Raw genomic sequence first — 15,335 nt, 5'->3', positions numbered from 1 at the left:
TGCCACAGAGAGAGAATAGCGTGCATAGAAGGAAAAAAAACTGAATGGCAGAAGTTGATAAGTCAATATCCTTTGATGGACGGGATATTCGACTGAAGGTGGGCCTACTAGCCCCCCAAGCTGGTGGGTCGGTTTTGATAGAATCAGGGGACACAGCTGTTTTGGTGACAGCTACGCGTTCAGAGGCCAGAGAAGGCATCGATTTTCTGCCGCTCACGGTAGATTATGAGGAAAGATTGTATGCTGCCGGTAGAATTCCTGGGGGAATTATGCGTCGGGAAGGCCGGCCGCCGGAGAAAGCAATTCTGACTAGTCGTCTAATTGACCGTCCACTCCGTCCTTTATTCCCTTCATGGTTGCGGGATGACTTGCAAGTTGTGGCTTTAACGCTATCAATGGATGAGCAAGTACCGCCTGATGTGTTAGCAGTCACAGGGGCTTCCATTGCGACTCTGATTGCCCAAATTCCCTTTAACGGGCCGATGGCAGCCGTGCGGGTAGGCTTGGTGGGTGATGATTTCATTATTAACCCCACCTACGCTGAGATTGAAGCGGGAGATTTGGATCTGATAGTTGCTGGTTCACCAGATGGTGTAATCATGGTGGAAGCTGGCGCTAATCAATTGCCAGAACGAGATATTATCGAGGCCATTGATTTTGGTTATGAAGCCGTTAGGGATTTAATTAAGGCACAGCAAGATTTAGTAGCAGAATTAGGTCTACAAATCATCCAGCAAGAACCGCCGGCAGTAGACCAAACACTGGAAAACTATATTCGCGATCGCGCTAGTGATGAAATTAAGAAAATCCTGGCCCAATTTGAATTGACCAAAACTGAGCGAGATACAGCTTTAGACGCGGTTAAGGATGCGATCGCTACCGAAATCGAAGCCCTACCAGAAGAAGACCCCATTCGCACCGCCGCCGCAGCCAACAGCAAGGCCCTTGGTAATACCTTCAAGGACATTACCAAATATTTCATGCGTCGCCAAATCGTTGAGGATAACGTGCGGGTTGACGGTCGGACACTTGATCAAGTGCGTCCTGTTTCCTGTCAAGTCAGCGTGTTACCTAAACGAGTGCATGGTAGCGGTTTATTTAACCGGGGACTGACTCAGGTTTTATCTGCCTGTACCTTGGGAACCCCAGGAGATGCCCAAAATCTCAATGATGACTTGCAAATAGACCAATCCAAACGTTATTTGCATCATTACAACTTCCCTCCCTTCTCCGTTGGTGAAACCAAGCCATTACGCGCCCCTGGTAGACGGGAAATCGGTCACGGTGCACTAGCAGAAAGAGCTATTTTGCCTGTGCTACCACCCAAAGAAGTATTCCCCTACGTCATCCGCGTGGTTTCCGAAGTTCTATCTTCCAACGGTTCCACCTCTATGGGTTCCGTTTGTGGTTCTACCCTGGCCCTCATGGATGCAGGTGTACCCATTATTAAACCCGTTAGTGGTGCCGCAATGGGTCTGATTAAGGAAGGAGACGAAGTTCGCGTTCTCACCGATATTCAGGGCATCGAAGACTTTTTAGGCGATATGGACTTCAAAGTCGCTGGGACAGATACTGGTATCACCGCCTTGCAAATGGATATGAAAATATCTGGTTTGTCCTTGGAAGTGATTGCCCAAGCCATCCATCAAGCCAAAGCAGCCCGGTTGCACATTCTGGAAAAAATGCTCCAGACCATTGAAACCCCACGGACAGAAACTTCACCCTTTGCCCCCCGCCTGTTGACCATTAAGATTGATCCAGACATGATCGGTCTTGTCATTGGCCCCGGTGGTAAGACAATTAAAGGGATTACCGAAGAAACTGGCGCGAAAATCGACATTGAAGATGATGGTACAGTGACTATCTCTGCTGTCGATGAAACCAAGGCCAAGCGGGCACGCAATATTATCCAAGGCATGACTCGTAAACTCCATGAAGGTGATGTTTATGTTGGTCGTGTTACCCGGATTATCCCCATCGGCGCTTTTGTGGAATTTTTGCCAGGTAAAGAAGGCATGATTCATATTTCTCAACTGGCTGATTACCGTGTAGGTAAAGTTGAGGATGAAGTGGCTGTAGGTGATGAAGTCATTGTCAAAGTGCGGGAAATCGACAATAAAGGTCGAATCAACCTCACTCGCTTGGGTATTCACCCAGACCAAGCTGCGGCAGCGCGAGAAGCTGCGGCTGTAAATCGTTAAATCGATTTGAGGATTTTAGATTTTTGATTAGGGATAAATCGCAAATCTAAAATCCGCGCTGTTTTTTGTTCTTATTGACGGTAAAACCCCGTGCTTTCTAGCCGGGGACAGCTTTAAAAATTAACAAATCAAGAATATGACAGGTGACAGGTGACAGGTGACAGTGCTAAAAGCCGTTGCCTGTATAAGTTTTAGTGTTAGTGAATGTCCTAACCACTCTGTCCATTGCGATAAAAGGATTTAGGCTGTTCAGGTTTTTGATTTGACATATGTTTTTATGTTGTCAAATTAATGACAAATCAATGAATATGTGATATTCCATACACAGCAGTTGCAACTAGCCAAAGCTCTGAATCAGCTAATTGAGGTGATATGAGAAGAGGAAGAAAAACTGGTGTGAAGTGTGAAGGGAAAAAGCATTCAGGTATTTTATATGTTTTTGCTCAGTTGGGGACGCTGAATTTACACAGATGGCACAGTCAGTGCTATTTGCTGATTCTTAATGTGATTTGTTTGTTGACTATCAATGAAGTAACAGCGATCGCTAATGATCGTCCAGTATTAATTCCTCCAGACTCCTCTACCTCCATCACCCAAACCCCCGATACCACACCTACTCCTGCACCAACCCCACCTCCAGAAAATGACCAAAGATTTTATGTTGGGGCTATTCGCGTCATTGGTAGCACTGTATTTAGCCAATCAGAATTAGATAAGGTCATCAAGCAATATGTTGCCAGAGAATTAACTCAAGAAGAAGTCCGTCAAGTTGCAGATGCAATTACTCAACTTTATTTAAATAACAATTATCTGACCTCCCGTGCTGTTGTTCTAAGTGCACCTTCTCCCACACATAATTTTGCTGTGATTCAGGTGATTGAAGGACAGTTATCAGGGATTGATGTGGAAGGGAATAGGCAAGTTAACCCCGATTACATTCGGAGTCGCATTGCCTTGGGTGCGAGTATTCCCCTCAATACCATTAAGTTAGAAGAACAACTGCGATTACTGCGACTCGACCCTTTATTTAGCAATGTGGAAGCCAGTTTACGTCCCACTGGTAAAGTTGGTCAAAGTCGTCTCGTGGTCAGGGTGCAAGAATTTAACCCTTGGAAACTTACCTTAAGTGTGGATAATTATTCTCCTCCTAGTGTGGGAGGTGAAAGAATGGGGATAGATTTGCGCGATCGCAATTTAACAGGCTTAGGAGATGAACTATCTGCCGCCTATTATCGCTCACTGAATGGAGGGGCTGAGATATTTGATTTTAGCTATCAAATTCCTGTCAATGCCATGAATGGCAAAGTTCAATTACGAGTAGCACCCAATAATAGCAAAATCACTGAATCCCCCTACGATGCACTAGGTATTCGCGCTCATCAAGACCTGTACGAAATTAATTATCGTCAACCAATAGTCAGAACCCCCAGACAAGAATTTGCATTGTCCTTGGGATTTATCCATCAGGATGGACAAAGTTTTATTTTTAATCAACAACCCTATGGATTTGGTCAAGGCCCTGATGCCAATGGTGTTAGCCGCACCAGTGTGATTAAATTTGGTCAAGATTATGTCAAGCGTGATTCCCTTGGGGCCTGGTCAGTGCGATCGCAATTTAATTTTGGCACCAGTTTATTAGATGCCACCACCAATCCTGAACCTATTCCCGATGGCATCTTTTTTAGTTGGTTAGGTCAAGTTGAACGGTGGCAAAAACTTTCAGAAGACCACTTATTACTCATTCAAGCCGATTTACAACTCACACCCGATAGTCTTTTACCATCACAGCAATTTGTCATTGGTGGTGGTCGGTCTGTCCGTGCCTACCGACAAAATGCTCGTTCTGGAGACAATGGTTTTAGGGTAGCGATTGAAGATAGAATCACTGTCCAAAGAGATGTGGCCGGACTACCCACCATTCAATTAGCACCATTTATCAACCTGGGTGCAGTTTGGAATCAAGGTGATAACCCCAACAAATTACCTGATCAAACTTTTTTAGCCAGTGCTGGTTTGGGGTTACTCTGGAATAACGCCTTGGGTATTGAAAAATTGAATATGCGGCTTGATTATGGTCTTCCTTTTATCAACCTAAAAGACCGTGGTAACAATGCTCAAGATGACGGTTTCTCTTTTAGTTTGGTATATCAGCCATAAAAATTGTTATTTACCGTTCACACCATTTATACACAAAGGTTAACTAAATATTTGTAACAAAAGTTTACATAACTATAAACAAATCATCAGGGTCGCCAAAAACCCAAATCTTCTTATTAAAAATCAACAAAAAGCTGAATTTATACATATAGCAGATGGCAGGCTTCGCAGTGGGCTTCAGACGAACTGTGACAGTGGTCAAAGCCTTGGTGTATCTAAGTTTTAGTTAATTTCTTAACCACATTGTCTATGTTTATCTCTTCTATTTTTTGTAAAAAATAGCAACAATTTGTAATATTTTTCAAGTTTCGCTTAAATGCTCAAAATTTTATCTAAATCAATAACATTAGCAGGGGATAAAAACATCAATTTTTGTAAAATTCAGCCACACTCAAGATGTTTCTGTCTTTGTTCATTCTCCCTCTAAAGTTCCTGAAAACTAGTCTACACCAGTATTTTGACTGCTCGCACCCTCATTCTTAATGGCAAATGGAAAATTTTTAATTGCCAGTACCATTACTAGTCATATCTTTCCCTTCACTTCTGTACCTCCAAGTCGTTAAACTAACAAATAATAATATTTCGCGTGATTACAATAATCATGACTGTAATTAGCCAAGTTATTCTCCAAGCCGACGACGAACTGCGTTACCCCAGCAGTGGTGAACTCAAAAGTATCAAAGAATTTTTGCAAACAGGTGAACAGCGTACAAGAATCGCTGCAACCCTGTCCGAAAATGAAAAAAAGATTGTTCAGGAAGCAACCAAAAAGCTATGGCAAAAGCGTCCTGACTTCATTTCCCCAGGCGGCAACGCTTACGGAGAAAAGCAACGTGCTTTATGTATCCGCGATTTTGGCTGGTACTTGCGCTTGATTACCTACGGTGTTTTAGCCGGTGACAAAGAACCAATTGAAAAAATTGGTTTGATTGGTGTACGGGAAATGTACAACTCTTTGGGTGTTCCCGTTCCCGGTATGGTGGAAGCGATCAATTGCCTCAAGCAAGCCTCTTTGGATCTCTTGAGTGCTGATGATGCGTCTGAAGCTGCACCCTACTTTGATTTCATCATTCAATCCATGTCCTAAGCAACCAGCCGAAATGCTTGTTAACAAGGACATAAGCTCTCCAATACCATAACATTCTTGTTTTGATCATATCTTCCCCATACTTGGTAGTAGCTAAGGCATTGTTGTGTCGAGTTATAAACCTGGTGTGGGGATATTTGATCAAGATAGTATTTTGAAAAATGGATAAAGACGACAAAAAGCCAACAGCCATATGGTAGACTGTCAGCAAATAGTGTGTTCCCTATTAAATGACTCGGCTAGAGTTCAGTTGTCTGTAATTATCCCAATGTGTCAATGGATGAGTGTAGATCAAAATCACACTACACTCGTGATATCAGTCACATGCTAGTAGCAAAAAAACTGTATCCGGACAAAAAAACGTTCACTATGGTTATACCTATCATTACCATAATGAAACAGCGGGGTAATTGACAAATTGTCAAACTTTAATGTCAAAATCTAAATGTTGATTTTGATACATATCTTGCTAATCCAGCCATGAACACAACTCTTAACTCACTGTCTTGCTGATCCAACAACGGTTAAGCGGGAAGTGAGTTTTGTGGTTAATAGTAGAAAAATTTTTGATGGTGATACAGTTGACCAGAATTTTGCACTGACACGACAATTAAATCGATAAAATAATCCTCTGTCCCTTTGGTGCATTACTTCCATGACCACCACCTCCCCAAGTCCATTTACTCCCGAACAAATTGCTTCAGAAGGTATCAAACCTGAAGAATATATAGAAATCGTCCGACGGTTAGGTCGTCATCCCAACAAAGCCGAACTAGGAATGTTTGGGGTGATGTGGTCGGAACATTGTTGTTATAAAAATTCTCGGCCATTACTTAAACAATTTCCTACCACCGGCCCCAGTATTCTGGTCGGACCTGGAGAAAACGCAGGTGTTGTCGATTTAGGTGACGGACTACAATTAGCTTTTAAAATAGAATCCCATAACCACCCCTCCGCTGTTGAACCCTTCCAAGGTGCAGCTACGGGCGTAGGTGGAATATTAAGAGATATATTTACAATGGGAGCACGTCCCATTGCCTTATTAAATTCTTTGCGTTTTGGTTCCCTCGATGACCCGAAAACCCAAAGGTTATTTACTGGTGTAGTAGCGGGAATTTCCCACTATGGTAATAGCGTTGGCGTTCCCACGGTCGGTGGCGAGGTCTATTTTGACCCAGCTTATTCTGGTAATCCCCTGGTAAACGTGATGGCACTGGGATTAATGGAAACACCAGAAATTGTCAAATCTGGTGCTTCTGGTATTGGTAATCCTGTGTTGTATGTGGGTTCCACCACTGGACGAGATGGTATGGGTGGGGCCAGTTTTGCCAGTGCAGAATTGAGTGATCAATCAATGGATGACCGTCCTGCTGTGCAGGTAGGCGACCCATTTTTGGAAAAATCCCTGATTGAGGCTTGTTTAGAGGCATTTAAAACTGGGGCGGTGGTTGCTGCCCAAGATATGGGTGCGGCTGGTATTAGCTGTTCTACCTCGGAAATGGCTGCTAAAGGTGGCGTGGGGATTGAATTTGATTTAGATAAGATTCCGGTGCGGGAATTGGGAATGCGTCCCTATGAATATCTGCTGTCGGAATCCCAAGAAAGAATGCTGTTTGTGGCCCACAAGGGACGTGAACAGGAATTAATTGATATTTTCCACCGCTGGGGACTTCATGCTGTGGTTGCAGGTACGGTAATTGCAGAACCGATGGTGAGGATTTTATTTGAAGGGAAGGTAGCAGCGGAAATTCCCGCCGATGCTTTAGCTGAGAATACACCATTGTATGAACGGGAATTGTTAGCAGAACCGCCTGAATATGCTCAAACAGCTTGGCAATGGTCGCCGGATAGTTTACCAGCTTGTACTGTTGCGGGGATTGAAGTGGGGGGTAAGTTGCAAAGTTGGAATGAGGTGTTATTAACTTTGCTAGATACACCAACTATTGCCTCTAAAAGTTGGGTTTATCGTCAATATGACCATCAGGTACAGAATAATACTGTCTTGTTGCCAGGTGGTGCAGATGCGGCGGTGGTGCGGTTGCGTCCTTTAGAATCTAACCCTCATCTCCAATCTCCTATTTCCGAACTCAAGTCTGGTGTAGCAGCAACGGTAGATTGTAATTCTCGTTATGTTTATTTAGACCCCTATGAAGGTGCTAAGGCTGTGGTGGCAGAAGCTGCCCGAAATCTTAGCTGTGTGGGTGCTGAACCTTTGGCTGTGACTGATAACCTCAATTTTGGTAGTCCTGAAAAACCCATTGGTTATTGGCAGTTGGCCTCTGCTTGTCGCGGGTTGAGTGAAGGTTGTCGGGAGTTGGGAACCCCTGTAACAGGAGGAAATGTCTCTCTGTACAACGAAACCCTTGATTCCCAGGGCAATCCTCAGCCCATATATCCCACGCCGGTGGTGGGGATGGTGGGGTTAATTCCTGACTTGACGAAAATTGCTGGACAAGGTTGGCAAAGTCTAGGGGATGTGATTTATCTATTAGGATTACCAACTAAGTCTCCAGTTGAATTAGGGGCATCTGAATATTTAGCGACAATTCACAATACTGTAGCTGGAAAACCACCTAGAGTGGATTTTGATTTAGAACGCAGAGTCCAGAAGACTGTCCGTGAAGGGATTCGTGCTGGTTGGGTACGTTCTGCCCACGATTGTGCTGAGGGTGGTTTAACAGTGGCTGTGGCGGAATGCTGTATTGCTGGTAATTTAGGTGCAACGATTGATGTGGGTATGGCTGCTAGGGATGGGGGACGCTGGGATGAAGTGTTATTTGGTGAAGGTGGAGGCAGAATTTTAGTTTCTGTCAGTGGAGAAAACCAAGAAATTTGGGAATCCTATATACAAGAAAATTTGGGTAAGGAATGGCAAAAATTAGGTGTAGTGGTGGCTGCGGAGGCAGGACTGACCATATCAACTACCGACCAGCAGCAGTTAGTCAGCGTTAGGATCAAGGATATGGGCGATCGCTATTCTCAGGCGATCGCTCAACGTCTTGCCACTTATAGCAATGCTTAAGCAAGACTAAAAATCAAGAAATCAGCATGAAAATTTACACTGACTAATTCATCCTTCACCAAATTACGGTACTGTTTTAATGGATGGTTAAAGATTTATTAAGAACCTGCCACTATCCATATACAGTCTTCCGGTTCCCAAGAAAGTAGTTCAGAGGTGAAAGAGGACAAGAATTACAGACATTTAACCTTTGTCTGCTTGCAAGTCTCCACTGCTTCTAAGTGTAGATATATTCTCGACTCCCATTAGCATCGTGATTGGCGATGCAAAACACTTCTGAACTCCTGATAGCGCAGCGTGGTGCAAGCCACATATCTTCTTCATTGATAGACACCCACCAGGAGCAAAACCAGCATGATTCCCATCCATCCCGTCTCTTTGGATGAATACCCCGACCATTCTCACAACCCAATCGACAGTCATGAAAACCGTTCTGACAAGCCAGAAGAAGCTTGTGGTGTTTTTGGTATTTACGCCCCAGAACAAGACGTAGCCAAACTGACCTACTTTGGATTGTATGCCCTTCAGCATCGGGGTCAAGAATCAGCTGGTATTGCTACCTTTGAGGGTGAGCAAGTACACCAGCACAAGGATATGGGACTGGTATCCCAGGTCTTTAATGAAGCGATATTAGAAAAGTTACCTGGCCACATCGGTGTTGGTCATACTCGTTATTCCACTACCGGTTCTAGCCGCAAAGTTAACGCCCAACCTGCGGTGGTAGATACTCGCTTGGGTAAATTAGCCCTAGCACATAATGGCAACTTGGTCAATACAATTCAGTTGCGAGAAGAACTGCTCAAAAGCAATTTTAACTTAGTGACCACCACAGATTCTGAAATGATTGCTTATGCGATCGCCGAAGAAGTGAACGCTGGTGCAGATTGGTTAGAAGGTTCTATCCGTGCCTTTCACCGTTGTCAAGGTGCATTTAGCCTCGTAATTGGCACCGCTAATGGTGTGATGGGTGTCAGAGACCCCAATGGCATCCGTCCCTTAGTCATTGGTACATTGGGAGAAAATCCAGTCCGTTACGTTCTGGCATCTGAAACCTGTGGCTTAGATATTATTGGTGCTGAATATCTACGAGACGTAGAACCCGGAGAATTAGTTTGGATTACTGACGCAGGTTTATCTTCTTACAGATGGAATCAACAACCCCAGCGCAAGTTGTGCATCTTTGAGATGATCTACTTTGCTCGTCCTGATAGCATTATGCACAACGAAACTTTATATAGCTATCGGATGCGTTTAGGCAGAAGAATTGCTCAAGAGTCTCCCGTTGACGCGGATATAGTCTTTGGAGTACCTGATTCTGGTATACCTGCGGCCATTGGCTTCTCCCAAGTATCTGGTATTGCCTATGGAGAAGGGTTGATTAAAAACCGCTATGTGGGTAGAACTTTTATTCAACCCACCCAAAGTATGCGGGAGTCTGGGTTACGGATGAAACTCAACCCCCTCAAAGATGTATTAGCAGGAAAAAGAGTAATCATTGTCGATGATTCTATTGTGCGCGGTACTACCAGTCGCAAATTGGTCAAAACCTTGCGTGAAGCAGGTGCCATAGAAGTACATATGCGTATTTCTTCTCCTCCAGTGACTCATCCTTGTTTCTACGGCATTGATACAGATACTCAGGATCAGCTAATTGCTGCTACTAAATCAGTTGAAGAAATTTCCAAGCAGCTAGAAGTTGATAGTCTGGCATATTTGAGTTGGGAAGGAATGTTAGAAGCTACTAGAGAAGATACTAATAGTTTCTGTTCTGCTTGTTTTACTGGTGATTATCCTGTGGCTATTCCCGAACAAGTGAAGCGTTCTAAATTGATGCTGGAGAAAGTGGTAGTTTAATTTCGTTTTTTGATTTAATATGCCCACTTTCGTGGGCATATTTCAACTTTTGGCGTAACTGCTAGTATTGTATAAATCTGTTGGCAATAGTGGTACACCTTCTGCCATTTCAATTTTTACGTTGTCTGGGGAATCTACTAGCCAAATCTGTGTTTCTGCGTCTGTAATCACGCTGTCGTCTTCGTATTCTTGGATAGAGGGTTCAGGTTCAGGTGTGGGTTTAGTGGTAGTCGTAGTATTTACTACCTCTTTTGTGGATAAAACTGCACCATTTTGGGCAGCAAATTCTTTATCAGCTTCATCTAAAATTGTGTTAAATAAATAAGCTTGAGAGAGATTAACAGAATTGAGATTAACTCCCATCAAGTTGGCATTACTCAAGTTAGCATTACTAAGATTGGCACCTGTTAAATTAGCTCTTTGCAGATTGGCATTGCTAAGATTGGCACCACTTAAATTAACACCAGTCAAATTGGCTCTTTCTAAATTCACACCACTAAGGTTAGCATCAGTTAAATCAGCATCATAAAAGCTAGTGGCTTGTAAATTCAGGTTACTTAAAATTACTTGTCGCAAACAAGCTTTTGACAGGTTCATCCCTGCGAAAGATAAAAATTTAGTGCGAGAAATAAAGGCATTGGGTTGTAAAACAGTGGTTTTATTGATTAATTCTATTAAAGCTGTAGGATTAAATTCTGATAAATTGGTAGGATTGCCACAGGGTGCAAAAGGAATATCTGCTACTTGATTAATAGCACACAAAAGAATAAAGACATTGAACCCGACAGCAGCGTTAATTTGTTCAACATTGATAGGATTTTTTAAATTTTGAAAATAGGTTAAAGCTTGGTGGGCAATACCTTGATTCAACCAACCACCTTGGCAGTATTCACGCCAAAAAGATTCGAGAATTGCAAATAATGATGTAAAAGAAAAATTCTGTTTGTGGGATTTTTGTAACCCGGCAATGATTAGTCCTTCTAATTCTAGATTGAGAATACCAAAACCAAATAACTGATACATTTTTTGGGCGAAACTGTTAGTAAACTCAGTGTCCTGGTAATTGGGATGTTTCGCAAAATCTCTAGTTAATTCGTACAGTTGATTAACTATAGCTTGAGCGCAAATATATTCTCCTAGTTTGGGGTGAGAAAATTCGATTTTGGTGGATGAGGATTCTTTGCTGCGGTGATAACTAGTACGGAAATAAATAGATGGAAGATTGGGAATTGCAGATGTGTGGGGTAAATGAATATAATGACGATCGCTGTGGAGAATTTGCAGTGCGATCGCTTGCATGTCTTCTAGTAACTCCTGGGGTTGACGACCTGCCAATAAATTCGCGATCGCTTCTGGTCTACGATGGATATGGGCAGTGCCTACCCGCAACAGCATAGTCTTGAATCCTTCGGTGTGGGGATAGCCCAGCATACAGCGACTCAAGCGATGGTGTATTTCCCACCGTAAAGCCGCACCGCTATATAGTTCTTGATTTGCTCCTAGTTGCAGCAGTTTATTATCTAAAAATCCATCTCGATGTAATAGTCCCAAAATGTACAGCATCAAAGGCTGACGAATCAGAGTAGATAACTCTGGTAACTTGGAGGGAACATTAAACAATCCAGCCTGTTTTGAGAAGGTAAAAAAGCTTTGTGCTGTGGATAATGATTGCACTTTTGTCCAATGCTGAAACCATTGTCTCAATTCATCTACTTCTAGTGGTCTAATGACGATGCGTTTGGAATTTGCTAATAATTCAGGAATCATTTCTCCCACGCCATTTAACCGACTTGTTAATATAATTTTATGTCTACCTTCTGTCAATAAATTCAACAATTGTTGGGCAAAAATGCGCTTGGCTTGTTGGCTTTTGCCTCCACTAGGTAACTCATCAAAACCATCAAGAATTAATAGACAACGAGGATAATCTTGGTCTAACCAACTTTGCAAATCAATAGAGAGATTTTCAGCTAAAGCCGAATTCAAGGTTTCTGCTAAAGTTTGACCATAGGTAATATTTCGCAAATTAATCAGGACAGGCATCCAATTAGGATAAAGTTCTCGTGCTACTTGAGCAGCCCAAAGTTCACAAAAAGTGGTTTTTCCATAACCAGATTCAGACTCGATGACTGCAATCGTAGTCAGATTGCCTAACTGTTGCTGTGTCCATGCCATTAAATCCACTGGCATAGGAGTATCATTTGTTCCTTCTGGTTGATTTTCTAACACAGGAAAACCAGTCAATGGCACATAGATATCCTTCAGTGCAAAAGACTCCATGAATAGAGGTGTGCTGAGATGGCAAAGTAAACTAGCACGATAATATTCACGATATAAATCTATGGTGTCACCAACCACGGAAGTATAAGCTGAACCTGACAATGAATATTCTGAGGTCTGAATATTCAGAGGTAAGGAGTTCCCTAACCGCACGAATTTTTGTAACTGGGCCAGGGGAGCAGCATTATTGGCAATCACTAATAATAAGTGACCAGGAAGGGCATTCACCAACCTGTTGGTAATTAATTTTGCTTCCGGTTCCTCTGCACCATTAGCGACTAACCAGGCCCCAGCAGCTTGATTAATTTGTTGAACTAGCAATGAGTCAGCAACTAATGATAATGCTTGTTTAGCTTGGGTATCAGTTAATTTACCAGGACTGAAGTTTTTGAGTATACTTTGTAATTTGCCATCTTTGAGGGTGAGTTTACCTGTTTGCTCATTCACAACTTGAGGAGGAACAGGAATCATGGCCCGGTCTAACCAAGGTCGTTGCAAGGTGGCTTCTTGTTGGAGAATTTGTTCTAAAGCTTGTAAATAAGCAATCTGATAAGCTAGCCATGTCCCTTCGTTACGCTTGAGAGCTTTCCTTTGGCTGAGACTGCGTAACAGATGGGCAGTTAATTGGGTCAAGATGGAGATTTCGTCCCAAACAATACTTAAGGGTAGTTCTAGGACTTCTACTAACGTACAGATTTCAAACGCCATGAAACCTTGGGCTTCCATATCCTGTACGATACAGTAGGCAATGCCCGCTATTTGCCCTGATGACATTTCTTTGATGTGATTGACAGCGACATAGCGATCGCACAACCAACGTCTGATACTCAAGTCCATTTAATTACCAAGGAATGGCTGTTAAAGACAATAATTGTCGATAGATTGCATTAAAACAGGTAACAATGAGTGTAAACCAGCTAGGTAGTCATGCAGTATTTACGATGTGACACTTTCTCTGTATTTTGAGCATAATATGCGTAGTATTCCGTTAAAAATCATTTTAATCGAACCAGATCCCATATTTCGGCTCGGATTAAGGGTAACATTAGAAACAATCCCGCACCTACAAATCCTTGCTGATGTAGCTACAGACACCGCAGCCCTGAAAATTTTGCAGGAAACAGCCATATTTGACTCGAATTCAGTCAATTTGATTGTTTTGGAATTAGGTAACGGACGCACTCAACAGTCCCAACTACAAAGCTTGCAATTTTGTCAGCAATTAAAAAATTTATACCCTAATTTACCAATTTTACTCCTAAGTTCTCTCACTGAATCAAAATTATTATCGGCAGCAAAAGCTACGGGTATAGAAGGTTATTGTCCTAAAGGTATAGACACTGAAGAATTAGTAACAATTATCCAAGAAGTTGCTAATGGCAATCGTGTTTGGTTTGGTGACAATCAAACTGTTAATTCTCCTCTACCTTTTGCTCAACTAAGGCATAACTTACGTTTTTCCAGTGTGGGTTACATTGATACTAAACTCCAGGCTGTCACTCAACAGTTACAAATACCAGGAATACCATTATTAGAAAGGGCAATTTTGGCTGGACAGCAGCGAGAACTGTTAACAGCTAAATGGTTCCTCAATCATATTTTATTAACAGGACAAGAAAGGCAAGCATTACAACCAACTTATCGGATACCTACACCTGTTATGACTGATCAAACAATCGTGAATCAATCAGATTTATCATTGATGTCTGCTAGAGCACCGCAACTGTCTTTGAATAATCTGCAATCCACATTATTGACATCTTGTATACAAAAACTTCAGTTTACTTTACAAAATCTGACTGAAGTACCTTTAGAAATAGATATTTTACGAGAAGATAAAAAGAGAGAGTTATTATATATAATAATTCAAAATTTTGAGCAAGAACTAGATAGACTGAGAATCATGAATTTAGAAATTCAGTCACTAAATAAGCTGATTAATTTGATGTTAATTAATATTTGGAAATTATCTGTAGCCGATTTTTTTGGCAATAGCAACAAAATAAAAATTGGTGGAGAAAACATAGAAATAGCTGATTTTTTATTAAGTAAATTATCTGACCTAGAACTACAAATCATTGAAAAGATACCTTTGGTGGCAGAATTAATTAATTATCTGCTCTTACAACAGGATTTGAATGTAGATAATAATTCCTATAAGGCAGGTAGCAAAGAAGCACAAGACCAGGCATCAGTTATTTTAGAAAACCTAGTAATCCAAATTGGTAACTGTGTAGTTCAACCTCTATTAAACTATTTAGCTGATATAGAAACTATTAAACAAGAATTTTACGACAGGCAAATAATTTCTACTAGAGAAATAGAAAAATTTAGAAATAGTCTGTCTTGGAAATATCGATTAAATAACTCTGTGGCTGAACCACAGGCAATCTTTGAAAGTCGCTATGATTTATTTGTGTTTGCACCCCGTGGTTTAGCAAAAATATCAATTTACGCTCCCAGAAACCAAGAATTAGCCCAGTTGTCAGGAATACCTTTAGGGGTGACATTACTGCTAGAATTTCGGGATGCGATCGCACCTCGTCTCCAATCCCTCTTAGCTTTATTAGGAAATGGCATCGTTTTTATTCTCACCCAAGTGGTAGGTCGGGGTATAGGTTTAATTGGTCGTGGGATTCTGCAAGGTATTGGTAGCGCCTCTTTCACAGATCAGAAATGGCGAAGAGATAATGAGAGAAAACAGTAATATCAAAATATTTACTGTCACCTTTTA

The 15,335-nt window shown here is 41.9% G+C and carries 7 protein-coding genes; 6 read left to right on the top strand and 1 reads right to left on the bottom strand.

From position 1 onward, the window contains the following. Positions 1-44 precede the first annotated feature (44 nt). The 5 genes from H6G73_RS11270 to purF all read left to right on the top strand — a co-directional run bounded on the left by H6G73_RS11270 (position 45) and on the right by purF (position 10,321). Positions 45-2,201, top strand: a complete 2,157-nt coding sequence (locus H6G73_RS11270; protein WP_190604372.1) for a polyribonucleotide nucleotidyltransferase — start codon at positions 45-47, stop codon at positions 2,199-2,201. Between the two features lie 372 nt (positions 2,202-2,573). Beyond that, positions 2,574-4,358, top strand: a complete 1,785-nt coding sequence (locus H6G73_RS11265) for a ShlB/FhaC/HecB family hemolysin secretion/activation protein (protein ID WP_190604370.1) — start codon at positions 2,574-2,576, stop codon at positions 4,356-4,358. A gap of 601 nt (positions 4,359-4,959) precedes the next feature. Next, positions 4,960-5,445 carry an allophycocyanin subunit alpha-B gene (locus H6G73_RS11260; protein ID WP_190604368.1) on the top strand — a complete coding sequence of 162 codons (486 nt, stop codon included), beginning with the start codon at positions 4,960-4,962 and terminating at the stop codon, positions 5,443-5,445. A gap of 655 nt (positions 5,446-6,100) precedes the next feature. Next, positions 6,101-8,467, top strand: a complete 2,367-nt coding sequence (purL, locus tag H6G73_RS11255; RefSeq protein ID WP_190604366.1) for a phosphoribosylformylglycinamidine synthase subunit PurL — start codon at positions 6,101-6,103, stop codon at positions 8,465-8,467. Between the two features lie 354 nt (positions 8,468-8,821). After that, entirely contained in the window at positions 8,822-10,321 is a 1,500-nt protein-coding gene (purF, locus tag H6G73_RS11250) for an amidophosphoribosyltransferase (RefSeq protein ID WP_190604364.1), read from the top strand. Between the two features lie 42 nt (positions 10,322-10,363). Here purF and H6G73_RS11245 read toward each other — a convergent pair whose 3' ends face one another. Beyond that, positions 10,364-13,438, bottom strand: coding sequence for a pentapeptide repeat-containing protein (locus H6G73_RS11245; RefSeq protein WP_190604362.1), 3,075 nt, complete (start codon positions 13,436-13,438; stop codon positions 10,364-10,366). Between the two features lie 136 nt (positions 13,439-13,574). On the opposite strand from H6G73_RS11245, the gene H6G73_RS11240 reads away from it, so the two are divergent. Beyond that, positions 13,575-15,308 (top strand): DUF3685 domain-containing protein, encoded by a 1,734-nt coding sequence (locus tag H6G73_RS11240; RefSeq protein WP_190604360.1) that lies wholly within the window; start codon positions 13,575-13,577, stop codon positions 15,306-15,308. Positions 15,309-15,335: the final 27 nt, after the last annotated feature.

The sequence above is a fragment of the Richelia sinica FACHB-800 genome, from assembly GCF_014698825.1.
In the GTDB taxonomy this organism is placed as follows: Bacteria; Cyanobacteriota; Cyanobacteriia; order Cyanobacteriales; family Nostocaceae; genus FACHB-800.
Note: the sequence above shows the minus strand (reverse complement) of the source record. Positions and strands in the feature narration are given on the sequence as shown.